Source organism: Parageobacillus thermoglucosidasius (assembly GCF_001295365.1).
Lineage (GTDB): Bacteria > Bacillota > Bacilli > Bacillales > Anoxybacillaceae > Parageobacillus > Parageobacillus thermoglucosidasius.
On sequence record NZ_CP012712.1, the window covers coordinates 3,051,621 to 3,076,175 of the forward strand.

At 41.9% G+C, this 24,555-nt stretch carries 23 protein-coding genes; 2 read left to right on the forward strand and 21 right to left on the reverse strand.

Translation table 11 applies throughout. The features are described from left to right. Window positions 1-11: 11 nt before the first annotated feature. The 21 genes from AOT13_RS14945 to qhpC form a co-directional block, all read right to left on the reverse strand. The gene (locus AOT13_RS14945) at window positions 12-869 is read right to left on the reverse strand and encodes a 3-hydroxyacyl-CoA dehydrogenase (protein WP_003249820.1); all 858 of its coding nucleotides are present in this window, start codon (window positions 867-869) and stop codon (window positions 12-14) included. An 88-nt stretch (window positions 870-957) separates the two neighbouring features. Then, window positions 958-2,475 (reverse strand): aldehyde dehydrogenase family protein, encoded by a 1,518-nt coding sequence (locus tag AOT13_RS14950; protein WP_003249818.1) that lies wholly within the window; start codon window positions 2,473-2,475, stop codon window positions 958-960. Window positions 2,476-2,500: 25 nt separating this feature from the next. Continuing rightward, the gene (locus AOT13_RS14955) at window positions 2,501-3,274 is read right to left on the reverse strand and encodes an enoyl-CoA hydratase-related protein (RefSeq protein ID WP_003249816.1); all 774 of its coding nucleotides are present in this window, start codon (window positions 3,272-3,274) and stop codon (window positions 2,501-2,503) included. A 15-nt stretch (window positions 3,275-3,289) separates the two neighbouring features. After that, on the reverse strand, window positions 3,290-4,066 hold the full coding sequence (locus AOT13_RS14960) for an enoyl-CoA hydratase/isomerase family protein (RefSeq protein WP_003249814.1): 777 nt from the start codon (window positions 4,064-4,066) through the stop codon (window positions 3,290-3,292). Next, entirely contained in the window at window positions 4,059-4,370 is a 312-nt protein-coding gene (locus AOT13_RS14965; RefSeq protein WP_003249813.1) for an EthD family reductase, read from the reverse strand. The genes AOT13_RS14960 and AOT13_RS14965 overlap by 8 nt, the downstream gene beginning before the upstream one ends. Before the next feature lie 28 nt (window positions 4,371-4,398). Beyond that, the gene (gene paaD, locus AOT13_RS14970) at window positions 4,399-4,893 is read right to left on the reverse strand and encodes a 1,2-phenylacetyl-CoA epoxidase subunit PaaD (protein WP_003249811.1); all 495 of its coding nucleotides are present in this window, start codon (window positions 4,891-4,893) and stop codon (window positions 4,399-4,401) included. Between the two features lie 31 nt (window positions 4,894-4,924). Then, the gene (gene paaC, locus AOT13_RS14975) at window positions 4,925-5,767 is read right to left on the reverse strand and encodes a 1,2-phenylacetyl-CoA epoxidase subunit PaaC (protein WP_003249809.1); all 843 of its coding nucleotides are present in this window, start codon (window positions 5,765-5,767) and stop codon (window positions 4,925-4,927) included. Beyond that, on the reverse strand, window positions 5,743-6,096 hold the full coding sequence (paaB, locus tag AOT13_RS14980; RefSeq protein ID WP_003249807.1) for a 1,2-phenylacetyl-CoA epoxidase subunit PaaB: 354 nt from the start codon (window positions 6,094-6,096) through the stop codon (window positions 5,743-5,745). Before paaB ends, paaC begins: the two co-directional genes overlap by 25 nt. A 17-nt stretch (window positions 6,097-6,113) precedes the next feature. Next, window positions 6,114-7,082, reverse strand: coding sequence for a 1,2-phenylacetyl-CoA epoxidase subunit PaaA (paaA, locus tag AOT13_RS14985; protein WP_003249805.1), 969 nt, complete (start codon window positions 7,080-7,082; stop codon window positions 6,114-6,116). 94 nt (window positions 7,083-7,176) lie between these two features. Next, the gene (gene paaK, locus AOT13_RS14990) at window positions 7,177-8,502 is read right to left on the reverse strand and encodes a phenylacetate--CoA ligase PaaK (protein ID WP_003249802.1); all 1,326 of its coding nucleotides are present in this window, start codon (window positions 8,500-8,502) and stop codon (window positions 7,177-7,179) included. Window positions 8,503-9,094: 592 nt separating this feature from the next. Next, complete coding sequence (locus AOT13_RS14995) at window positions 9,095-9,496, reverse strand: hotdog fold thioesterase (RefSeq protein WP_003249800.1); 402 nt, start codon at window positions 9,494-9,496, stop codon at window positions 9,095-9,097. A 283-nt stretch (window positions 9,497-9,779) separates the two neighbouring features. Next, window positions 9,780-11,249 carry an aldehyde dehydrogenase family protein gene (locus AOT13_RS15000; RefSeq protein ID WP_003249798.1) on the reverse strand — a complete coding sequence of 490 codons (1,470 nt, stop codon included), beginning with the start codon at window positions 11,247-11,249 and terminating at the stop codon, window positions 9,780-9,782. A 23-nt stretch (window positions 11,250-11,272) separates the two neighbouring features. Continuing rightward, window positions 11,273-12,487 (reverse strand): iron-containing alcohol dehydrogenase, encoded by a 1,215-nt coding sequence (locus AOT13_RS15005; RefSeq protein ID WP_230457089.1) that lies wholly within the window; start codon window positions 12,485-12,487, stop codon window positions 11,273-11,275. Between the two features lie 131 nt (window positions 12,488-12,618). Next, complete coding sequence (locus AOT13_RS15010; protein WP_232511538.1) at window positions 12,619-13,182, reverse strand: S8 family serine peptidase; 564 nt, start codon at window positions 13,180-13,182, stop codon at window positions 12,619-12,621. A gap of 146 nt (window positions 13,183-13,328) precedes the next feature. Continuing rightward, window positions 13,329-15,110: an ABC transporter ATP-binding protein gene (locus tag AOT13_RS15015; RefSeq protein WP_042383862.1), complete on the reverse strand. Its 1,782-nt coding sequence runs from the start codon at window positions 15,108-15,110 to the stop codon at window positions 13,329-13,331. Then, a complete protein-coding gene (locus tag AOT13_RS15020) occupies window positions 15,107-16,102 on the reverse strand; it encodes a peptidase U32 family protein (protein WP_003249792.1) in 996 nt (331 codons plus the stop codon). The genes AOT13_RS15015 and AOT13_RS15020 overlap by 4 nt, the downstream gene beginning before the upstream one ends. A 16-nt stretch (window positions 16,103-16,118) precedes the next feature. Continuing rightward, window positions 16,119-17,033 carry a hypothetical protein gene (locus tag AOT13_RS15025; protein ID WP_003249791.1) on the reverse strand — a complete coding sequence of 305 codons (915 nt, stop codon included), beginning with the start codon at window positions 17,031-17,033 and terminating at the stop codon, window positions 16,119-16,121. A gap of 13 nt (window positions 17,034-17,046) precedes the next feature. Further along, on the reverse strand, window positions 17,047-18,120 hold the full coding sequence (locus AOT13_RS15030; protein WP_003249790.1) for a YncE family protein: 1,074 nt from the start codon (window positions 18,118-18,120) through the stop codon (window positions 17,047-17,049). A 15-nt stretch (window positions 18,121-18,135) separates the two neighbouring features. Further along, window positions 18,136-19,560 (reverse strand): radical SAM/SPASM domain-containing protein, encoded by a 1,425-nt coding sequence (locus tag AOT13_RS15035; RefSeq protein ID WP_003249789.1) that lies wholly within the window; start codon window positions 19,558-19,560, stop codon window positions 18,136-18,138. A 42-nt stretch (window positions 19,561-19,602) separates the two neighbouring features. After that, window positions 19,603-21,237 (reverse strand): quinohemoprotein amine dehydrogenase subunit alpha, encoded by a 1,635-nt coding sequence (gene peaA / locus AOT13_RS15040; protein ID WP_003249788.1) that lies wholly within the window; start codon window positions 21,235-21,237, stop codon window positions 19,603-19,605. Between the two features lie 28 nt (window positions 21,238-21,265). Further along, entirely contained in the window at window positions 21,266-21,583 is a 318-nt protein-coding gene (gene qhpC / locus AOT13_RS15045; protein ID WP_035501925.1) for a quinohemoprotein amine dehydrogenase subunit gamma, read from the reverse strand. A gap of 125 nt (window positions 21,584-21,708) precedes the next feature. Here qhpC and AOT13_RS15050 point away from each other — a divergent pair, with 125 nt between their 5' ends. Together AOT13_RS15050 and AOT13_RS15055 are read left to right on the forward strand one after the other, a co-directional pair. Then, window positions 21,709-22,416 carry a response regulator transcription factor gene (locus AOT13_RS15050; RefSeq protein WP_003249784.1) on the forward strand — a complete coding sequence of 236 codons (708 nt, stop codon included), beginning with the start codon at window positions 21,709-21,711 and terminating at the stop codon, window positions 22,414-22,416. A gap of 124 nt (window positions 22,417-22,540) precedes the next feature. After that, window positions 22,541-24,505: an ATP-binding protein gene (locus AOT13_RS15055; RefSeq protein WP_161938929.1), complete on the forward strand. Its 1,965-nt coding sequence runs from the start codon at window positions 22,541-22,543 to the stop codon at window positions 24,503-24,505. Window positions 24,506-24,555: the final 50 nt, after the last annotated feature.

Below are 24,555 nucleotides of genomic sequence, written 5' to 3' on the forward strand. Positions count from 1 at the left end.
TATCGCCCCTTTTATTCTTTATTGGTGTAATCATATACCCCTTTTCCTGTTTTTCTGCCGAGCCGCCCTGCTTTGACGTATTGTTCAAGCAATGGTGCCGGGCGATATTTTTCCCCTAATTTTTCATGCAAATATTTTAAGTTATTGAGCCTTGTATCCAATCCGACTAAATCTGCTAGCTCAAATGGCCCCATCGGATAATGGAGGCCGAGTTTAATCGCTTTATCAATCTCTTCTGGTGTGCCAACACCTTCTTGAAGCATATAAAATGCTTCGTTTCCAACTAAGGCGCTAATCCGGCTTGTCACAAATCCAGGAAATTCATTCACAACAACAGTTTCTTTTCCCATTTGCTGTGCAACCTTTTGAATAACATCGGCTGTTTCATCGCTCGTTTCTAAACCGCGGATGATTTCAACAAGCTTCATTTTATGAACAGGGTTGAAAAAATGCATTGCAATCACTTTTTCTGGCCGCTGCGTAAAGGACGCGATTTCCGTTGGGCTCATCGTTGACGTATTCGTTGCAAAATAGCAAGATGCCGGCGCATGTTGATCAATCGTCTCAAACACTTGTTTTTTAATTTCCAATTTTTCTGGCACGGCTTCAATGACTAAATCCGCTTCCTTGACTGCTCCGATTAAATTCGTCGAGTAATGCAATCGCGCTTCGGCTTCCTGCTTCTCTGAATTTGTTATTTTACCGCGCGTAATTCCTTGTTCAAAAATAGACGAAATTTCGTTTTTCGCGCTTTTTAACTGTTCTTCTTTCACATCGATGAGCGTCGTTTCAAATCCGCCGACTGCGCTGACATAAGCGATTCCTCTTCCCATAACCCCTGAACCAACAACCACAATATGGCGAATCACCAAAATCCCTCCTTGCTATGTTCTTATATGATAGGACAAAATAAGCACTCCATCCGCAAGATAGAGTGCTTCACCAACCCCTTTCACTTTACACGCCGAAAGGATTGAGCGGACGGCTTCCATAATAAGACAGGATGCTTTTCGTTTCCGTATATAAGTCGAGTGTTTCGATGCAAAGCTCACGTCCGAATCCGGACTGTTTATATCCGCCAAACGGCGTTCCTGGGAACGCGGAGAACGGGCTATTAACCATGACAATACCAGCTTGAATTTGTTTCGCCACACGAATCGCACGTGCATGATCTTTTGTCCAGATGGCCGATCCCAAGCCATATTCACTGTCATTAGCCAATTTAATGACCTCATTTTCATCATTAAATTTCATTACAACGACGACCGGGCCGAAAATTTCTTCTTTAACGACTTTCATTTGATGATTGACATCCGTAATAATGGTTGGTTCGTACCAAAAGCCGTTTTCAAACCCTTCCACTTTCGCTTTTCTCCCGCCAGTGACAATCGTAGCTCCCTCTTCGATGGCAGATTTCACATAGCCGTCAATAACTTCTAGTTGTTCGCGGCTAATGATGGCACCAACATGGGTATCTTGCTCAAACGGATTGCCAAGCTTCAATTTTTTCGTTTTTTCAACAAATTTTTCGATGAATTGATCGTAAATGCTTTCATGTACGTATAAACGGGAACGCGCTTCACAAGATTGTCCGGTATTATAGAAAATTCCGAATAATGAACCGTTAACAGCGGCATCAATGTCTGCATCCTCGAAGATGATGTTCGGCGATTTGCCGCCGAGTTCTAATGTTACCCGTTTTAACGTTTTCGACGCTTTTTCCATAATATTTTTTCCAACTGGAGTCGAACCAGTAAAGGCAACTTTATCAACAAGCGGATGCTCAACTAAATAATTCCCGACTTCAGAGCCAGACCCGGTCACTACGTTGACGACACCTTCCGGGACGCCAGCTTCATGACAAATTTCTGCAAGTACGATACATGTCAGCGGTGTTAATGAAGCCGGCTTGACAACAACGGAACACCCTGCTGCAATGGCTGGGGCAATTTTCCACGCTGCCATCATCAATGGATAATTCCATGGGATAATTTGCGCACATACCCCGACAGGCTCTTTTTCGGTAAAATTATGAAACGCACCTGGCATATTGTTGACCGTGCCGCGATGGCTGATAATGGCACTGGCGTAAAATTCAAAATCTTCAATCGCCTGCATCACTTGCCCTTGTGCGGCGGAAAGTGCTTTCCCTGTATCTAAAATCTCTAATTCTACTAACTCATGAAAACGGGAACGCATAATAGAAGCAATTTTGTTTAAAATACGCGCCCGTTTGTTGACAGGAAAATGGCGCCATTTGCCATGATCAAAAGCTTGACGCGCCGCTTGAATAGCACGTTCCGCATCTTCTTTCGTTCCTTTCGCTACTTTCGCAACCGGCTCCCCTGTTGCCGGGTTGTATGTCGTAAACGTTTCCCCGGAAGCGCTTTCGACACGCTCCCCGTTAATAATCAGATGATACATTTCACGTTTTGTTTCAAGCTTCTCCATTTTTTGTTCTTTCACAGTCGCCATCTATCTTCCACTCCTTTTCCTTAACTTACTTTCCTTGAAATGATGGTGGGCGTTTTTCAAAGAAAGCGCGAATGCCTTCTCGGTGGTCTTCCGTCAGTCCGGCAATGCGCTGGCCGTAAGCTTCTTTTTCCAAATAGTCTTCGAAGGTACAATGCCAGCTTTCGCGCAAATAGCGTTTGATCAAACCAACCGCTTTCGTCGGCATGTTGGCAAGCCGGCCAGCAAAACGCTGCACTTCTTCTTCCCAAGATTGCTCAGGGACAACAGCGGTGGCAAGCCCGAGCTCGGCTGCTTTTGGCGCGGAAATTTTTTCGCCGAAAACCGCCAATTCAAGTGCTTTCGCATGCCCGATTAATCGCGGCAAATAATACAAATTTCCCGCATCCGGAATGAGGCCAACGTGAATAAACGCTTCGACAAAGCTCGCTTTCTCTGAGACAAGCCGAAAATCGCACGCGAGCGCCAAGCTCATTCCCGCGCCGGCCGCAACCCCATTCACCGCGGCGACCACTGGCTTTTCAACATGATAGAGCGTTTGCATCATCGGTGCATAGCGCGTCCTTAGCACCTCCCCGTGATCCATTTCCTCCGTCACGCCGCCGAGATCTTCACCGGAACAAAACGCCCGTCCTGCCCCAGTAATCACAAGGCAGCGAACGTTTTCATCATTAGCAGCCTGCTTCAGTGCTTTCGTGATTTCCTTGTTCATCTGCTCTGTAAGCGCATTCAGTTTGTCAGGACGGTTAAGCGTAAGCCATGCTACGCGGTCGCGCACTTCATAATGAATCGTTTCATACAATCGACAGCACCACCTTTATCTTCCTTGAAAACGCGGCTTTCGTTTTTCGATAAATGCCGCCATTCCCTCTTTTTGATCCTCAGACGAAAAAAGGAGATAAAAATTTTTTCTCTCAAACTGCATGCCTTCATATAGCGAATAGTCTACTGCCTTATTCACGGCTTCTTTAATTAGGCGGACGGATAAAGGAGGCTGTTTTGCCAGCTTTTTCGCAAACCGCATTGTTTCCTCATCCAATAACTCTGGCGCGATGACACGGTTGACAATCCCTAATTCATGCGCTTCTTTTGCCGACATACGCTCGCCTGTCCAAAGCCACTCGAGCGCTTTTGTTTTGCCGATTAATTTAGTAAGGCGCTGCGTTCCGCCCGCACCTGGCATCACACCGATATTCACTTCCGGAAATCCGAATTCCGCTGTATCGGCCGCAAACAACAGGTCACAGCTAAGCGCGAGTTCGAATCCTCCGCCTAATGCAAAACCGTGTACGGCGGCAATCGTAGGCTTTTTAATAAGTGCAAGGCGATCCCATTCGGCAAATTGATTAAGCAATTCCAGCGTAATGGAATCATCGTTTGCCATTTCGTCGATATCCGCTCCTGCTGCAAAGGCACGGCCGCTTCCTGTCAAGACGATGACGCGCACATGTTCATCGCGGTCGTAAAATTCCATCGCGCTGACGATTTCCGTTACCATTTTCCTATTCAAGGCGTTTAACACGTCTGGGCGATGCAGTTCAATCACAGCAACATTCTCATCAACATGTGTGCGAATGTGCGCAAACTCAGTCATTTTTCACTTCCTCGCCCACCATCAATGTGACGATATCGCCTGCAAACGACATTAAATCTTTTCCCGACGCTTTCGCTTCACTCGTTTTCATTGCTGCTTTGAACGCTTCATAACTGTCATAGTACATTTCACATAATAAATAGTATTCACTCTCTCCTCCCATTGGCGTACCGGTAATTTTCGTTACTTCCATTTTGCGCAGCCCCGGAATTTTCGCGGTAATTGGGGCGTGCGTGCCAAAATAATGTTCATCAAATTTTTCTTTATCTTTTGGTTGTTTATAAAGGGCAATCATTTTAATCATCGTTCTCTTCTCCTTGTTTATAAATTTTTTACATCCATGTGGAGATTGGTTTCATCGCTTCAAACGGATTTTTGCACTGCTTACAGTAGAAAATGCTTCTGCAAGCGGTAGGCCCGAACAAGTTTTCTATTACCGTAAAAGAAGAGTGGCAATAAGGACACTCAACGTGCCATTCGCCGTTTGAACCGACTTGCCGCGGCGGCGGCGCAATACCGAATTCTTTTAACTTTTCCCGTCCCTTCTCTGTGATTCGGTCAGACGTCCATGGCGGATGGCGAATAAATTCTACAGTAACGCGATCGATTCCTTTTAACTGCAAAAGAGTCTGTTCGACACGTTGTTGAATAATATCGAGCGCCGGGCAACCGATAAATGTTGGAAGTAGTTTGACTGTGACTTCGCCGTGTTGAACCTGAACGTCTTCGACCATTCCTAAATCGATGACACTGACGGAATCTATTTCAGGATCTTTTACAGAATCTAACATTTCCATAATTCTTTCTACCGCAAGATTGGAGGCCATCGTTACCCCTTCTTTCCGAGAAACTCACAAATTACCATGTCGCTAGAGGGTCGAGGCGATATACTTCTGACAATGTCATAATCGCTTCGTCTAAATCTGCCGTATGTTCTCCGTTTCGTCCGTTGCCACGTTTCATACCGAACTCGCTTGGCAAATCGAGGTTTACTTCTGCAAAAACCGGCTGCATCGCTTGAATCCAACGATGTTTTAATATCTCTTCGTTTTCAATAAGTCCAAATTCTACCATTCTATCTCCTTTCATTCCAAGCGTCAGCACGCCGCCAAAATCTTCAAATACTTTCACAACCGCCTTTTTCATACGTTCACGAGCTTCACCTTGAGCATTCGTAAGCTGAATGAACCATGTTCTCCAATGCATGAGATGGTAATAAAGCTCCATGTTGATTTTGACAGCAACTTGAGCGAGCGGTTCATACGAACTATGTTTCAACGAATCAACGCGCACTTTTTTCGCCTGTGTGTAAAAATAGTGGCGAACAACGGCAAATGCCCAATCATATCGAGGTTCGCGCAAATAATGGCCAGGGCCGTTGACTTCCTCGAGTAAAATTGCGTTTCGGCGTTCGGATGATGGGCGCTGATGTGCCAAAACATCTGCCTTTCCGATACCAATGTCTTCTAGCAACTGATAATACATTGCCGCATGCCCCATCGTATCTTGATTAATGGAAGAAAACGCGATATCCTCTTCAATGTGCGGCGCAAGCCCAAGCCATTCCGAACCGCGATAAGAGAGAATAAAATCGTCATCCGCTAGTTGAAACAATAGCTCCACGAGCGCTTCTTTATATTCGGGATGCTGCTGTAATTCCTCAGGTTTCGTGATTTTCATCGCTGGATCTCGCCCTTCCATGAAAGAATCTCTTTTTCATCAAGCATTTGCTGTTCGTATTGACGCCATTTCTTTTTCAAATATCCATACCCTTTTGTAGTGCGATAATCTTTGTTATCGAGCCGCTTTAACGATTCTTTTTCTTCTTCCGTCATCATGCGGATATCTGATCGTTTCACGACCCAGATGTCAGAAACCGTTTCGCGCCGCATAAAATTTTCTTGCGCCATCACTAAAGCGATTTCATGGTTTGGGGCAAGCAGGCTAAATTGATGCTGAAGCGGTGCTGTATCATTTTTCCTGCTAAATACCTCAAACACTTGATAAAAGCCTTTTCCGCTGTCACTCATTGCCATTCCCCCACTTCTCACACTGCTGCTGATTGACCGCTTAACGCTTCACGAACCCAAGCGTTATTGTGGTACGATAGCTCGCGAAGACGAAGCCGCTCTTTTGATTTTGGCCCGTTGTTGCGAATAATTTCTTTAAATTTGTTCCAATCTGGCTGCTTGTAAACCCATTTTCCTTTCGCTTCATCAAAATGCATCGTTTCATCTGGGAGCTTTAATCCTATCGACAAAATGCGCGGCACATATTTCGTAAAGAAATCTTGACGCAATTGCTCATTTGTTTTCGTCCGTATGCGGTATTTAATCGTAATATCTTGTTTCGATGTCCCAGTTGTTGCTGCACTATCAGGACCAAAGAACATTAACAACGCTTCCCACCAACGATTCAACGCATCTTGCAACATCTCTTTTTGCTCTTTCGTTCCTTCTGCAAGCGCTAAAATAATCGATTCGCCGTGCTGGGCGTGGAACACTTCTTCCGCACAAATCCGCTTTAACGCCCGCGCATACGGCCCGTAAGAAGCATCTAGCATGTTTGTCTGCGTAATAATCGCAGCTCCGTCAACAAGCCAGCCGATCAATCCCGCATCCGCCCAAGTCGGCGCAGGCATATGAAACACGTTATGAAACTTTAAATCTCCTTTGAACAAATCTTGCATAATCTCCTCGCGCGTTTTTCCAAGCGGCGCCATTAAATCTTCCGCAACGCGGAGAAGAAGTTGACCATGTCCCATTTCATCCTGCACTTTCGCCATAATGCCAAGCTTTCTTCTTAGCGAAGGAGCTTTCGGAACCCATTCTTTCTCTGGAAGCGCTCCCATAATTTCACTAATGCCATGCATCGCAATAAGTTTAATCAACGTCATTCGATAATCTTCTGGCATCCAATCATCTGCCTCAATTTTCTCCCCCGCTTCAATTCTCTTCATAAACCGCTCGTATTTTTCCTCTTCAGATATCCGTCTTAACGATGTTACTACGGGCATTTCCTTACACCTCCCAATTAAAATATATAACGTTTATTTAACGTAATTATAAAATAACGTTATAAATAATGCAATAATAAAATTGCTAATTTTCTTACAATAATGCTTTCTCCTTGCGGTAATCTACTATACGAATCGCTTTCCCCTCTGAACGCGGAATGGATTTTGGCGGATGAATATTAACATTGATAGACACAAGACAGTGGTTTTTCAACAAATGCTGTATTCGCTTCACTAAATCGCGAACGCGTTCATCGTGAAGATTGCTTCGGATTTCTTGATAGAAGCGCTCGCTTATCTCGACTTGCAATTCCACGACATCGAGCATTCCTTTTCGCAAAATGTGGACTTGATAATGTGGCGCAAGCTCTGGGACCGTCAATAAATAATGTTCTATTTCAGATGGAAAAACGTTAACACCGCGTATAATGAGCATATCATCAACACGCCCTTTAATTCTCGACATCCTTGTGGTTGTTCGTCCACATGCACACGGTTCCTTCGTAATGGAAGCGATATCGCCTGTGCGATAGCGAATGACTGGAAACGCTTCTTTTGTCAAGCTGGTAAAGACAAGCTCTCCTTCCTCGCCTTCTCCCACTGGCTCGAGTGTATCCGGATGAATGACTTCAACAAAGAAATGATCCTCGGCAACATGCAATCCGTTCTGCGCCTCATGGCATTCCATTGCAACCCCAGGGCCGATGACTTCACTCAATCCATAAATATCACACGCTTTAATTCCGAATTCCCGTTCTAATGTTCTCCGCATTTCCTCCGACCATGGTTCCGCTCCGAAAATCCCATATTTTAACGATGTTTTCCGCGGATCTTTGCCAAGCTCTTTCATCCGTTCAGCGATGTTCAATACGTAGGAAGGGGTGCCACAAATAACATCTGGCTTAAAATCTTCAATAATCATGATTTGCCGATCCGTATTCCCGCCTGATACTGGAACAGTCACCGCACCTAACCGCTCGCTTCCGTAATGAAGTCCAAGCCCGCCAGTAAACAGTCCGTATCCATAAGCGTTGTGCACAATATTCCCCGGCTTTCCGCCAGCAATGGCAATCGCGCGCGCCACCACATCTGCCCAATGGTTAATGTCGTTTTTCGTATACGCTACCACCGTCGGCTTTCCGCTCGTTCCGCTAGAAGCGTGAATGCGGACACAATCTTGGATGCTAACGGCAAGCAGCCCAAACGGATAATGTTCCCGCAAGTCTTTCTTCGTTGTAAACGGCAGCTTTTTCACATCATTCAGCGTACGAATATGCTCTGGCTTTACTCCATGTTCATCCAGCTTTTGACGATAAAACGGCACATGCTCGTATACCCTCTTGACCGTTTGTTGCAGCCTCTCGAGCTGCAATGTTTCCATTTCTGCTCTGGAAGCCGTTTCAATGCGATGCAAAATCATACTCCCATCCTCCTTTTAAGCGCTTTCATCAATATTTTGAAAATAAATATATATCACGTTTATATAACGTAATACATATTTAACATCATATTTAAGTTTAAAATATATCTAATATTCAAAATTGTCAACTACTATTTTTGTCGCTTTTTTGCTTTTAAGCAAAAAAGATGGGATGTTCCTTTTGACTAGAAAAAACGGCAAGCTTTTAACGCAAAAAGTTATTTATTTGAAATGAAGCACTTCCAAACACGATCAAACAAAACAGTAAATGGGACTCAAGCGGGAGCATAATCCATTTTTATAATCAGTCGCTTCCACGAAAAACGAAACGGCCTTCCCCCGATTGAATATCGAGAAAAAGACCGCATAGAACATTTGCTCCTGCGTGCTCTCCAATGAAGTGACATTCCGCGGCGCATCAGGCTGATGGGGCATCTGCTTATCGTACCGAAGAAGACAAATAAAAAACGATCGCTGTTCGTTTCCTTAGTATTTCTTGCAGCCATTTGGACATCTTTTCTGTTCTAGACAAAACCTTAGCTGCTTTTGGGCACTTCCGCAGAGCCGGACTCGATTTTTGCTGCCTAGAAGATTACGGAACAAGTTTGTCTCTCTTCCGATATGCCATTCCTTCGGCCAAAGCAATTAATTCTCCTTTGTCATTCAACACTTCGATTCGATATACCCCGAGACGGTGTGGTTTCGTTTCTTCGCGCGCAATTGCTACCAATCTATCTCCCATTCCGCTGGCTTGCATATAATATATGGTCATCGCGATACCAACTGCCGCTTGATGATGTGAATTGCTAGCACAAGCAAAAGCAACATCAGCCAAAGAAAAAATCGCTCCTCCATTGGCACTGCCGTGAAAGTTCAGCAGATTTCCCTTTATTTCCATTGATACTTTGGCATATCCTTCCTCGACATCTTCGATAGTGATGCCTAAATAATTCGCAAAAGGATCTTCCTTCATTTTTTTCATAAAATCCCCCATCTTCCCCTCCTCTTATTGCTTTTTGGATCCATTAATTGTCCTTATGGATGATATATTATGCCGCTTATCCTGTTTCTGCACACACTCCAAAGGATATCTACCTTTCTTCTGGCCAGCACGAAAACGATGTCATTACAAAAAGTTATGATATAACGTGAAAATATTATTTATTATATAGAAAAAATGTCAGCTGTTATTTTATTTTGAAAGAAGAGTTTCAAAAATAATGGCCTTTCCTAAATCGAAGAACAGGGAAAGACCTTTATGAGGGTAATGGCCTATCTTATAAGCCGTACCAATTGAATTTCTCTTGACTTAAATCCACCCATACATGTTTCGTTTGTGTATACATGTTCATTGCTTCTATACCAAGCTCACGTCCAAATCCGCTTTGTTTCATTCCGCCAAACGGGGCAGCGCTGTCTAACATACTGAACGTGTTAACATACACTGTTCCCGCTTTCAATCCGCGTGCCATTCGATGGGCGCGGGCCAAATTGGTTGTCCATACACCTGATGCTAATCCGTAAATACTTTCGTTTGCCTTTTTTAATACATCTTCTTCGTCTTTAAACCGAATAATGGATACGACAGGCCCAAAAATTTCTTCCTTTGCTATCGTCATATTGTTGTCAACATCTGCAAATACGGTCGGAGTATAATAAAACCCATTTCCGCACTCTTCCTTTCGCTTTCCCCCTGTTACAAGCGTGGCCCCTTCTTGCTTGCCAATTTCAACATACCTCTCAATGATATTTAACTGTTCTTCGGATACTTGCGGGCCCATTTGTGTCGCCGGGTCAAGCGGATGGCCAACGCGAATGGACTCCGCTTTGCGGGCAAACTCCTCTACGAAACGGTCGTAAATAGTTTCTTGAACAAACAGCCTTGAACCTGCCGCGCAAACTTGCCCTTGCGCAAAGTAAATGCCAAATAATGAGCCGCTAATTGCCGCATCCATATCAGCATCATCAAATACAATATTCGGAGATTTCCCTCCTAATTCTAGGGAAATCGGCTTTAAATGTTTACTTGCCGCCTGCATGATCAGCCTTCCTGTTGCTGTTGAACCGGTAAATGCTATTTTGTCCACATCTGGATGAGAAGCAAGTGCAGCCCCTGCTGTAGGACCGTAACCGTTCACCACATTAATGACCCCGTCTGGAATACCGGCTTCTTGCAACAATCTTGCTAATTCGAGCACACTGATTGGTGTTTGTTCCGCCGGCTTGATCACAATCGTATTTCCCGCTGCCAGTGCCGGCGCCAATTTCCACATTGTCAGCATGATTGGAAAATTCCACGGAACAATGGCACCGACTACACCAACTGGCTCACGAAGCGTATAATTAAAACGATTTGCTGGAGATGCAAGCGTATCCCCTTGAATTTTGTTTGCTATCCCCGCGTAAAATTCAAGTACATCAATGGCAGCTGGAATGGCGATCAGCTTTGTTTCATTAATCGTGAGCCCGTTATCATTTGATTCAACTTCTGCTAGATAATCAACATTCTCCCATAGTTTTTGGGCAGCTCGATACAATAATCGGCCACGCTCACTTGGAGACATCGAAGCCCATGGCCCCGATTCAAATGCTTTGCGGGCCGCTTTTACCGCTAAATCAATATCGGCCGCATCCCCTTCCGCGATGATTCCGTTGACTTCTTTCGTTGCTGGATTAATCGATGTAAACGTTTTTCCTGAAACAGAATCTACCCATTTTCCATCAATAAACAGCTGATACTTTTTCATCCTCTTCCTCCTTTACCCACAGATCAGTAAGCGGTTTCAAGAATGCGCAAAACATCTTCCTTTGTTGCCTCTCTCGGATTAAATAAAATCGCAATCTCTTTTAAAGTATCTTCTGCGAGCCTGTCAAATTGTTCTTTTCTAACACCTAACTCCCGTAAAGCGGGGATATCGATGCTTTCCGATAATTCTTTAACCGCATCAATGGCACATTGGGCAGATTCTTTAATGGATAAACCTTGTACATCAAGCCCCATAGCAATGGCAATGTTTTTGTATTTTTCCGCCACATTTTCGCATTCCGCATTAAATTCCATTACATAAGGCAAACAACAAGCGTTCGCCACACCGTGAGCTAGCCCGCAATGAACGCTAAGCGGGTGGGCGATTGCATGAACTAATCCAAGCACCGCAGAATTAAAAGCATATCCAGCCAGCATGCTTCCGAGAAGCATATTTGTTCGAGCCGTTTTATTTGTTCCATTTTGATAAGCTTCTTCAAGGTTATTGAAAATGAGTTCAACTGCTTTTAGCGCATTAATATCACTTGGAATGGAGGCAGCTTTCGAAACATACGCTTCAATAGCGTGAGTCAAAGCATCCATCCCCGTGGCAGCTGTAACCGATGGCGGAAGCCCAATAGTTAGTTCAGGATCTAGCAAAGCGATCGTTGCCCCACAATGTTGCCCGCCAATAACCATCTTTTTTAGGCCTGTCGTATCGGTAATCACCGTAAATGCCGTCACTTCACTGCCCGTGCCTGCTGTTGTTGGAACAGCAATGAGAGGTTTTGTTGGATTTTTAACAAGATTTAATCCATCATATTGATGAATAGGTCCTGGGTTTGTTAGCAAAATATTGATAGCTTTCGCACAATCAATGGTGCTCCCGCCGCCAACCGCTATGATCATATCCACCTGCTCCTTTTTTGCCAATTCTGCTCCTTCTTCCACGATTGTATCTGGTGGATTTGGAAGTACTTTATCAAAAGCAACGACGTCCGCTTCCACATTACTTAATAGATTATGAACATGATCTATAATACCTGCTGCTTTCACACCGCTATCATACACTAATAGGATCTTTTTCGCGTCAAATTGCGTTAAAACTTCTGGAAGTTTTTGAATACTTCCCTCCCCAAATATTGCTTGGCTTGGGATGCCAAATTGAAATTGCATGCAACCCCCTCCTTCAATATTTCTTGTCCTGTCATTGCAAATACCATTTTTAAATGCATTCACCTCCTATTATTTTAAAATTCAAAAAATTATATATATTTGTATTATATATGATATTATATATTATATCAATATTGGCTAGAACATATTGCCATGATAAACTTAACAAATAGCGTTTTATCCCGATACCTTCATTATCTTGAAGATGCATCCATGTAATATAAAACCCTGTTTCTATATAAATTTTCAAAATACATAAATACATCCCCGCTTTGCCAGTCGTAATGCTCCTGTAAAAGGCGGGCCACTGTGGCAGAAAAATGCGCAGCGGCAAAACTGTGCCCGTGAATGTTATATAATTGCAGGTTACTAGGTAGTTCACGGGGATAGCCACAAGCACGGAAAAACTTTTTCGTTACAAACCGCCATTCATGGCGAGGAACTTCCCCAGCACATACCCCTAAAACCGTTTCATACTTCGCAGGCCAGTAAAGCTGATTCCCTTCATCATAAGCCGATACCATCACAATTCCTGCCTCATACGCTGCTTGGCAAGCTTCCCTCACTTTCTTGTCATCCCTCGCAATTCCAAGACTCAAATTAACAATATTCATCTTTTCATTAATGCACCAATAGATGGCTTCTGCTAAAACGGAAGGATAGGTCGCCAATTTTTCATCGAAAATTTTCACGGCAAAAACACGGACGTCCGAGAGTAGATATTTGAGTACCGCTGTAACGGCAGTTCCATGTCCCAATCGGTCTCGAAGGTCGTCGTGGTATTCGATCCCCCCCCTCCCTGTTCACACGCAAAGCGATGCCGCCGTCAATCCCGTTTATATGGGAATGATAAGGATTCACCCCGCTATCTATGACAGCAATTTTCACTTCATTTCGCTGGGAATTACAAGCTTGGCTGATAGATGCTTCCACTTCGCTCCTCTCCTTTCTCCCCTGCCCGTTCAGCCTTCTCGATTTTATTTATCATCTCCTCATAGCTAGTTGTCTCGACAATTTTTCCATGTTCTATCACTAGGTAGCGCTCTAACCAATCAAGTGATGCAATTCGGTGCGAAATAACGATTAAAGTACGGTTAGGGCGAGCTTTGCGCCATTCATCGATTCTGGTGAAAATTTCTTTTTCTGCTAGAAAATCCAGTCCGCTTGTCGCCTCATCCAAAACAAGAACTTCGGGATTTCGCAGCAACCCACGGGCAATGGCGAGGCGCTGTTTTTGCCCCCCAGAAAATAATTTGCCTTTTTCGCCAATGACCGTTTCATACTGATGAGGAAGACTCTGAATTTCATCATGTAGGCCTACTTGCCTGCAAACATGGAAAAGCTCGTTTTCTGTTATTTGTTTTCGCTTTTCCTCAGAAAAGCCAAGCAATAAGTTCTCTTTCACCGTATCGTGAATCATCTCCGCTTCTTGAGGAATTACAATCACTTTTTGGCGAAGTTCATAAATCGGTAAATTTTCTAGATCGGTGCCTTGGAATAAAATTGTTCCACGCGATGGTTTCGCCAAACGGACAAGTAAATCGACAAACATGCTTTTCCCAATTCCACTTGCCCCTACTAACGCATACGAGCAGCCGGAACAAATCGTAACGTTTACATCGCTAAACAAATATTTTCGATTCCCCATTTGTTTACATACGTTGATAAACTGGAATGTTGACGTTTCATCTATCTTCTTCGGATACGCCGGAAAATGAGTATCCTCGCTTGGCAGATGCAAATATTCTATAATCCTTTCTAATGAAACAAACATATTTTGAAAACGAATGTATAACCCAGCGATTGTTTGAACCGGCGCAAAAAAGCGGCTCAAATACGTGGTAAAGGCAAGCAAGCTGCCAACGGTTAACGTTCCGTTTAGCACCTTCATTCCACCAATGAATAGAACAAGAGCTGTCGCCGCCGTTGTTGCCACTCTCGGAATACCCGCGGCAATACTTTCTAAGAGAGCATACCCAAGGGAAGTAGTATTTAATACATTGATTTTTCTTCCTAAACGCTCTGTCCGGTCCGCCTCAGCCTGCAATAGTTTGATAGAACGTATATGACTGAATGTGTCAATGATATGTGATTGAATATCACCTTGAAGAATGCGAATTTCTTTCGTTTTTTGCATAAGCTTAGGCCGGAAATAAAACATAGACCATAGTAATATCGGAAATATAATCAGCGTTACCAAAAAGAGCTGCCAATTTAAATAAACTAACATGGCAGTGATAAACAAGAAGTTAAAAACAGACATAATGAATTGGAAAACGCCATCTGTCAACGTTCCGTGTACGATATTCAAATCGCTGTTTAATCGGTTGGTTAAGTCCCCGATCTTTGTTCGTACAAAAAATTCATACGGCAAGCGTTCTAGTCTATCGAAAAAATACATCCGCAATTTTTTCGTGATGTTTAACGTAATATACAGATAAATATAGCTGTTCACATTTTGCAAAATCACGCTAAGCACAACGATTACAAGTGTTACCGAAATGACCGATTCTAAAGAATACTTTTGCTTTATTAATACATGATCGATAAACACCTTCGATAAGTATGGATAAGACAAATCTGCTATCGTCGTAATCAAAGCTAAACAGAGAACCACAAGCAAGACCCAGCGATAGGGCGCAAAAAAAGGCTGCAACCATTGAAGAAGACGGATATTGTCTTTCATCGGTAGTAACACATATATCCTGAATCACAAAATTCTGGAGTTTTTCTTAGCTGTTTTGCCTTTTTTTGCAACCCTACTTCATCTATTCCTTCCCTTACCGCTTTGACAACGGCAGAAACAAGCTGAACACTGGCTAGCTTTCTTAAGGAATTTGCCTCGCGTCCAACAATTTTCAATGAATCGATGCCTAATTCGGCAATCTTCTTTAAGGAACATAGCCCGCAAGGACCTAGAGAAATCCCACTGTTTGATATCGAGCATCCGCAGCTATGTGTAAACCAAACAAATTCATGATAATCTTTTAAGTGATTTTGCAGCTTCTCTCTTTCCTTCACCGATAATTCTTTTTCCTCTCTCGCTGACATAAATTGAAAATCCCAGTTTTGCGATGCGCAAAACGCACCAACTTGGTTATGGGTGGTAAAACAAAAGCTTTCCTCATAAATGCATCCGTCATTTAAAATAAATAACTCGTACTCTAAATCACGTCCTCCTGCTTCCATCACTTCATTCATTTCTGCTAAAGATAAACTCCGTGGAAATACGATTCGTGAAGCCCCTAACTCTCGATACAGCTTTACGCTTTGGCTATTTATCGGTGCTGCTAAGCTGCTTACATGAATTACCGCATCAGGGATTGCCTCTTTAATCGATATCATTAATCCAATTTCGCTAACAATGAATGCATCGGTTCCGCAGTCGTAAACTTCCTTAGCTATCTCCAACAAAAGCGGAAGCTGAGTATTTGTATAATACGGCGCATTCAATGTCATAAAAACCGGAACACCGTATGAATGCGATTTCTCAATTAACTCTGCGTACTCTTCAATCGAAGGAATACTTGCCTGGGGGGCGCGGCGGTTCATCCATACTCCCGCGGTGAAATGCTTTAGCCATTTAAACGGGATATATCCTACATAAAATTCCTCCGCTCCGCTTTTTACAAGCATCTCCACCTCTTCTGCCTTGCTGATCGGCGCCAATACTTTCAAACAACCTCCCCCTTTGCTAAACAGGTATTTTCGGATTTACAACAAGGCGGCAAACCCCATTTTCAAAAGCCCAATCGAGCCCTTTTTCAACTAGTTCAAACGTTTGCTTATAAAATGCTGTATTGCCTTTTTGAAATATACGAACAGGCAGTTCTCCTAATTGCGGCTTTTTATTGATTAACTCGGCTGCATAATGACGACATTGTTGTTTACAAGAAACATCTCCCTTAAATTTCTTTTCCTTCGGCTGATGAAGGGTGCCGACAAGGCATGATCTCCCCGTCGCAATGACAGCGAATCCGAGATGCAGCGATATAGAAAGCGGAGTTTTCAATGCATGTACTGGCTGAATAAACGAATCATATTCAACCGATTTGACATGAAACCGGCGAAAAAATGTTTGAAAAGAGGCAGTTTCAAAGGACGAATGGAAAAATACTTCTTTCGCTTGCTTTGGTGCCTCTGTTTGATCATAGCGATGGGCGACACGTGGATCGCGAATCATCTTGTTTAATAACCGTCCCACCACAGGTTGCAGCGACGGGAATGTTGTCACAATCAAATACAACACTCCCCAATCACTTACGACTACCTCTACACCACTTCCTTCCGTTTCAAGCCATTCTAAAAGAGGAAGCAGTTTTCTCATCCCCGCCTCTGGAACATACGGGGTAACGAATGTAAAGTCATATCCGTTTTCCTTTGCAAAAGCATATGCTGTTTTTAAATCCGTTTCTTTCGGAATTCGATATTGACAAAACTCAGATCCGAAATAAAGGCGGGTTGGGGAAAAATGCCCTAAACGGGAGCGCACGCATTTTTGGATATATAAATACGTTTCTCTTTCAACCGAATTGAGTGCTGTCAACCCCTTATCCCCTTTAATTAACGAAAGCTGTTGAATATCTTGACAGGCAACTGCTAACTCCATACATACCACTTCCTTATGGCTGTTGAACTTGAACGACCCGTACATCCATCGTATCTGTCCGAAGCGGAATCGTCTCCAATAGCTCTAATGTCTCTGCATCATAAAAACTGACATCCGGGCCTGCTCCCGATACGTAAACCGTCTTGTCATCCCCACTAATATTAAATCCGTATGACGTCCCTGGAACATTTGGAACGACTTTCTCATATTTTCCCGTTTCTAAATTTACTTTTGCTAACATATTCATCCCGACATATGCATATTTTCGATCTTTTGTAACTGCTCCGGAAAAAAGTCCGAGCATTTCTCCCTGAAACTCATACTCCTTTACTTCCCCTGTAACAAGATCAAGCGTTAAAATTCCTTCCGTTACTTTTCCTGTTTCTGGATAAAATTTATAGTTTGTAGATACGGAAAGGTAATGACCGTCTGCTACACGGTCCCAAAAATAGAGCACGTTCCCAATTCCTTTTTTCCCATCATCGGGATACATGATAGAGTGGTGTAACTTCAATTCATCTTTTTCAATATCGTATATATATAAATCTCTCGCCCATACGGCAATGCGCTTCCCGTCTTTAAAAAATTGCAGCGTATGCGTTCCCCACGGAACATCTATTTCTTTCACGACTTTTTTTGTTTTTACATCTATCACTTGAATAACAGGGGGTAGTGACTTTAATTCCGTTCCCGTCTTTTTCGCACGCATCACTGTTGCGTACAAATAATCTCCTTTTAGATCAACCGCTAAGCCGTAAATGCGGTTAATCGAATTGCCAGAAGAAAAGGAGAGAGTATCAACGACTTTATTTTTTAACGTATCAATCACTTCAACCGTTTGCCTTGCCCCTGTTACAACAAATAATTTTTGTCCATTTTCTGTCCAAGACATGTTTCTTGCAGCACCTTTTACAGGGATCTCCGTAACCTCTTTCGTCTTTGGGTCTACGGCAAATACATAATCCAATCCCCCAATGTAAAGCATTTCTTTCGTTTTCGCCGTTTCTTCTGCGTGAAACGGCAGCGTGAAAAGGAAGACAAACATAGCACAAAGATATAAACTACGGTAAATGGCTCTTTTCAACATCCTCTCCCCCTTCTGCTAGGAAGTGTGGCAATTAGCCTGAAAACCCGCGACCCGATCTAAAAAGGTTGAATTATATTTCATAATTTGCACGTATGCTTTTAGTCCAATCGTATACCACCGCTTCATCCATTGACAGTAGTGCAAGTTAGGAGACGTAATTTCCCCCATTCTCTCTTTCGCTTCGTAATAACATCCACCCGCGCACGTGTGCTTCAACGGACAGCGGGAACAAGTAGTTTTATTATCAACATGCAACGATCCTAGCAGAGCTTTTTGTGCGTCGCGGTTTACCCCTGTATAAATATTTCCTAACTGATAATTTTGCTGTTCATTAAATCGATGACAAAGGAATAGTTCCCCGTTCGGACTCACAGCAAAAAAACCCATGCCTGCGCCACATCCATATCCTTTATTGACTCCTTTATGCAGTTCTACCAGAATATTTACTAGATTAGAAAAGCCAAGATAGCGATCTTCTTTTGCCTCTTCAATAAATAACTGTGTCAATTCTTCAAACTCATTAAGCAAACGGTAAAGTTCTTGATTGTTTAAAATAAATGCTTCTTCTGTTTCTGTTACAGGGGCAAATCCAACTTCGTGAAATCCCATGTTTTTTAGGTGAAAAAACGTCTCACGAATCGGCGGGAAATGTTTAGTTAATGTTACCCGCGCAGCAATGGGCCGGGTACGGTGGCGCTCAATTAATTTTTTTACATTTTTGCTTACAATCTCGTATGAGCCAAACCCAGTTTTAAAAGGACGCCATTGATTTTGTACCGATTCATCTCCATCGATGCTTACTGATACACCAACACGATGTTGTGCTAAAAAATCAATTCTCCGTTCTGTTAAAAGAGTGCCATTTGTCGTTAAGGAAAAATCAATTGTTTTCCCATACTTCTTTGCAAGCTCTGTGCCATATTCAACCGTATGTTTTAACAGTTCCCAATTTAATGTAGGTTCCCCGCCGAATAAAATAACGGAAACGGAAGGGCTATTTTTCGATGATTCCATTAGAAAATAAAGCGCCTGTTCTGCAGTTTGCCGATCCATGGTTTTCATCGGCTTTCCATAATGTCCGCCTCCTGCATAGCAATACGTACAGCCTAAATTACATTCATTAATCAAGTGAAAGACCAAAGTTTGGACTGGGAGATCGCCAATTGGAACGCCTGGCGTTTGGCTCATCTTCCCTATTAAACCATTCCTAATAACAATTTCCTGTTGGATCAATTCTTCGACAACCTCTGTGAGTAGTTCCACCGAATACTGATCTTTTAATGAATCGCACAACATTCGAAAGGAAATACCACGTTTTGGAATGTTCTTTAACACTGTCTCGCTGACGGAAGATAGCTCGCTAATCACTCCGCTTAACCCTTGAAAAATATAAGGCTGGTTGTTAACCTCAAACATCAACTCATTTGTTAAAGAGAGCATATCATTTTCCTGTAAAATAAAAATCTCCTCCTTTCTCCCTTCTTAACGAATGTAAATGTAATCAGGTACCGTTACTAATAAAAATGTTTCTCCTTGAACTTGTTTCTTTGTCAACGGATCTGTATATGTCGCAATAATCGTTACGTTTCCAGCGTTATTTGTTGACCATTCTCTTTTTGGATTCGGTCCACCATTAGCTGGTGTGAATAAACCTGTATCGGTATTGATCGTTCCTACAAAATGAATGTCATGATCATCATTTGGACCTAATAAAAACTCCTTCATGCTCCATTTGGCAGGAACAGGACCAATTTCTACATCATCATTCGTTCCTTTCTTTCCATCAGCACCGACGTGATAGCCAACAGCTTCAAATTGTACGCTTTGTTGATGTCCGTAGTAGTTAAGACGCGCTACTCCATATTCCGGAGTCACTTTGATATAATCGATTTTTTCGTACACTTGAATCGTAATTTGTTCATTTCCTAATTGAATTGTTTGCGGACCTGGCTTAACATCTTTTGAAACTTCAAGTTGAACCCAAACATCATCTTTTTTTTGTTTTTCAATTTTGCGAATGGCTATGCCAGCAGATGTTTTAAAATCTTCTTTTTTCACATGTTCCGGTAATTTCATTCCAATTATATGAACTACAGATGTCTCTCCTTTTTTCATGGCTTTCGGCCATACAGCCAAAAGTGTAGTACGGTCTGCTTTGTAATATGTCTCATCAGCGTACTGACCAATATCACGCACTTGGTTCCAGTGCCCTTTAATGGTTATTCCATCTTTTTGAATGTTAAATACACCGCGCAATTTCTTATTCTTCCCCTCTAGACTGCTTCGAAGAGAATAACCAGTGAATATCCGAACATTCCCTTTATATGTTTCTGTTTTTCCGTCAGGCATCAGCATCGTACGATTCTCGTAAAAATCCTCTCCCTTTCTTTGAAACTCGGCATAACCGCTATACATTCCAATGCCTGGACGATAGCCAACAATACGCCATCTTCCCTCTAACTTATACTCTTTCTTTCTCTTTTTCCACTCTGTCCATTCTTTCGTACTTAACGCATGTGTTTTCGCTAAATATTCAATTACTTTTTCTGATTCTTCTTCCCACTTTTGGGTTCGCATTTGATAAATCATCGAAGGGTTAAACGCAATATGGAAATCTTTCAACTTCTTCCACTCTTCCTCTGTGCGGTACTGCGCCAAAGGTCTTGCTCCTGCATGACATGAAATACAAGATTTTTCAATCGCTTCATTTCCCAACTTTGGTTCTATAGTTGAACCATTGCTTGTCAACCAATACATCACTTTTTCTGTTTCTTCGGGAGCTAAACCGTTTTTCTCACTCAATTCCTTTACGACCGCCGCTCTATCTTCCGGTGTAATTTGAAGCCCCCATACTTGTTGCATGCGAGAAATCGTATCTTCCCATCCTTCAGGAGTTTTGCGAACATCGCTAATTCTCTCAATGCTCCCGTCGCTTCTTATCGCATGGCATGTCAGGCAATTTTTTTGAATGGCCTCTCCCCATTGCTCCGTGCCATTTTGACGAACAGCTGTAGCCGGCAAGGCACTTTCTTTTTCTTTCTTTGTTACATAAACAGCCGCTACAACAGCTACGATAATAATGATTACCATAATTACCCCAAACCAAATTTTCCTCACTGACTATCCCTCCTCTCTAGAGGCAAAATTATTCATCAAAAAACTTTAATTTTTGCCAGTCTCTTACTACAGCAGGGCATTCCTGATGCCAATCCGGATATTTCGTTAAACCGTCTGGTACTTGAGCAGCCCACCAGCAATCCCCGTAACAGCCGTATAAATCCCTTTCCATCGGCTGACAGGCCATTGTCAATCCCATCCCTGATCCATCTGCTTCCCAGCCAGGATCAAATACGGTTGTGCAGCCAATTGGCAACTGCAATCCCTGAACTTCCATCTTTTCTCCCTTCTCAATTTTACGAATTATCTGTTTTCCTTTATAATTAAGAGGTCTACTATGCTTCACTATTTTCCCTCCTGCCGCTTCAGCTAATTTTTACGAACATTATAAAGAAAATTGTTAAACAAAAATCAAAAATAATGTAAAATTAACTTAAAATTCTAAAAATAAAGAAATATAAGGAGGATGCAATGAAAGAAAATGCAACGATTTTAATGATTGACGATGAACAGGAAATTCGCGAACTGGTAGGACTTTATTTAACAAAAGAGGGCTATCGTTTTTACGAGGCGGATAATGCCGAAAAAGGACTAAGCCAACTAAAAAACTCTCAGCCTGATTTAATCATTTTAGATGTGCGTCTTCCCGACCTCGATGGCATTGAATTGTGTCGCAGAATTCGCCATCTTACTACCGCACCTATTTTATTTTTAAGCTGCAAAGATTCAGAGATTGATAAAGTCGTCGGACTGAATGTCGGCGGGGATGACTACATTGGAAAGCCATTTAGCATTCATGAGCTATTAGCGCGTATTCAAGCACATTTGCGCCGTTACAAATCCCATATGAATCAGTTTGGGGATACAGATCATACAATTTGCTCGCAGTCTATCCAATTAAATCCCAAAAAGCATGAATGTTATGTCCGTGGCAACCCTATTTTCCTAACATCGAAAGAATTTCAGCTTCTTCATTTTCTAATGAGGCATCCTCAACAAGTTTTTAGCGCTGAACATTTATTGGAAAAAGTATGGGGGTATGATAGTGAAGTGGATATACAAACGGTCATGGTCCATATCGGTAAATTACGGAAAAAGATAGAAGAGGATCCAAAAAATCCTTCTATCATTATTACCATTAGAGGGGCGGGATATAAATTTAATGAGGAAATTCAATAGTTTGTGCCGAATTTATCAGAAAATATTCTCCACATTCCGCGGCCGAATGCTTATTACACTCTTTTTTTTATCCATTAGTCCCCTTCTTCTTATTCTTTATTTTGCCATTACAGGTTCTAAACATATGCTATACACGACAAGGCAACAAATTGAAAAAGCGATGCTTCATTACATTACATATTTACACCAGGAAAATTTAGATAAACAGGCTGCCCGTATTAACGAACAATTAAATTCCTTGGAAAAACAAATACGGATGATTAGCACGACAGCCTCCTTTCTTCTCACTGAACCTAGCGGTTACTCCCATTACGAATTAAAATTAACAAAAGAAAAGGAAGGATATTATTGGGAAGAGATAGAAGGAGATGTATCAAATGTGGGTGTAAGCGCTATCAATAAATTAACACCTGAAATTAGGCAAAGATTAATATTATCGAAAGCTTTAGAGCCTGTATTTAAAAAAGTTGTTCAACAAAATGCGCATGTAGCGGCTATTTATTATATCAGTCCACAGTCTTATTGGCGTATTTATCCAAAAATGAATGTGAGACAGGAAATCAATAACGGTTATTTATCCCCCAATATTGATTTGACAAAGAAAGATTTTTTCTCGTTAGCAGCCCATTCTCCAAATAATGAACCTGTGTGGACTGATACATACGTTGATTTGACGCATCGCAAAGAAATGTTTTCCCTTTCTACGCCGATACGTGACCGCAATGGAAATTTTATCGGCATCATTGGCATCGACATTACGATTTCTCAAGCAGTAGAACACTTGCTGAAATTTAAATTCCAGGAACCCTCTGCATACGCTGTTTTAATTAGCAAAAATCACCGTTTTATCGCCTACCAGCCTAAGGCAAAAGATGATTTATCATTTTTATCCTCTCATCTTCAAACAATTATCGGCGCGCAGAAGCCTATTTCTTGGAATATTAATGATAAAGATAAAATCATATTATGTTCTATCATTCCAAATACAAATTGGAGTCTCATATCAGTCATTCCTAAAGAAGAAATTATTGATTCGATCAAACAAATTACTTTACAAAAATTAACAGATTATAAAAAATCGTTTTCCTTTCAGTTTATCAGTTTACTATGTTTCGTTGCTATTATTTTAATTATCAGCTCCATCGCGATTTGGAAACATTTTACTAATCCAATCAAGGAACTTCTCGAGGGAATTAGCTCAGTAAGTGCAGGAAATTTTCGTACCAAGATGGCAAAGCCGTCGTTACACGAATTTAAGGTACTTCACTCTTCATTTAACAACATGGCAAAAAAGTTGGATGATCTAATCAGCAATTACGAAGCACTGCATTTACAACTAGAAGAAAAAGTAGCAGAGCGGACCGCTCAACTGACAAAGGTTAATGAATCTTTAAAACAAACTAATGAAAGACTAAAACAGCTCGAACAAACTCGCCGTGAAATATTCGAAAATATCGCACATGACTTAAAGACCCCAATTACTTTAGTGCTGGGCTACATCGAAGCTATTCAAGATGGAATAGCAGGAAAGGAGAAAAATGAGGAATATTTAAAAAGGATTGAAAAACATTTGCACTCGATCAATCACCTGGTAAAAGGAATTTATGAACTAAACCATATCGAAGCCCAGACAAACGTGTTTCAATTCGAACAGATAGATGCTAACAGCTTTTTTGCCTATATTCAAGATGTCTATAAGAATTATCCAAACATTCATATTTCCATTCAAAATGATTTGCCGTTTGTAAAAATGGATACAAAATATATGGAACGCGCTATGTTCAATTTAATTGATAACGCGCTAAAATACTCAGATGCCCATTCGCCTGTAGAAATTCTCGTAAAAAACACAGAGCAGTCTATTGTCATTGTAATACGTGATTTTGGCTGGGGAATACCAGAGAAAGACTTACCGTATATATTCGACCGCTTTTATCGTGTAGATAAAGCGAGAAACTCACATAAACCTGGAAATGGCTTAGGACTAACAATCGTTAAAGAAATTGTTCATGCTCATGGTGGAAAAATCGACGTTGTAAGCAAACTTGGTGAGGGAACAACATTCACCATTTATCTCCCAATTTGTTAAGAATATATTTCCGAGATATAAACATGTTGACAGTTCTATGCCTCCACTTT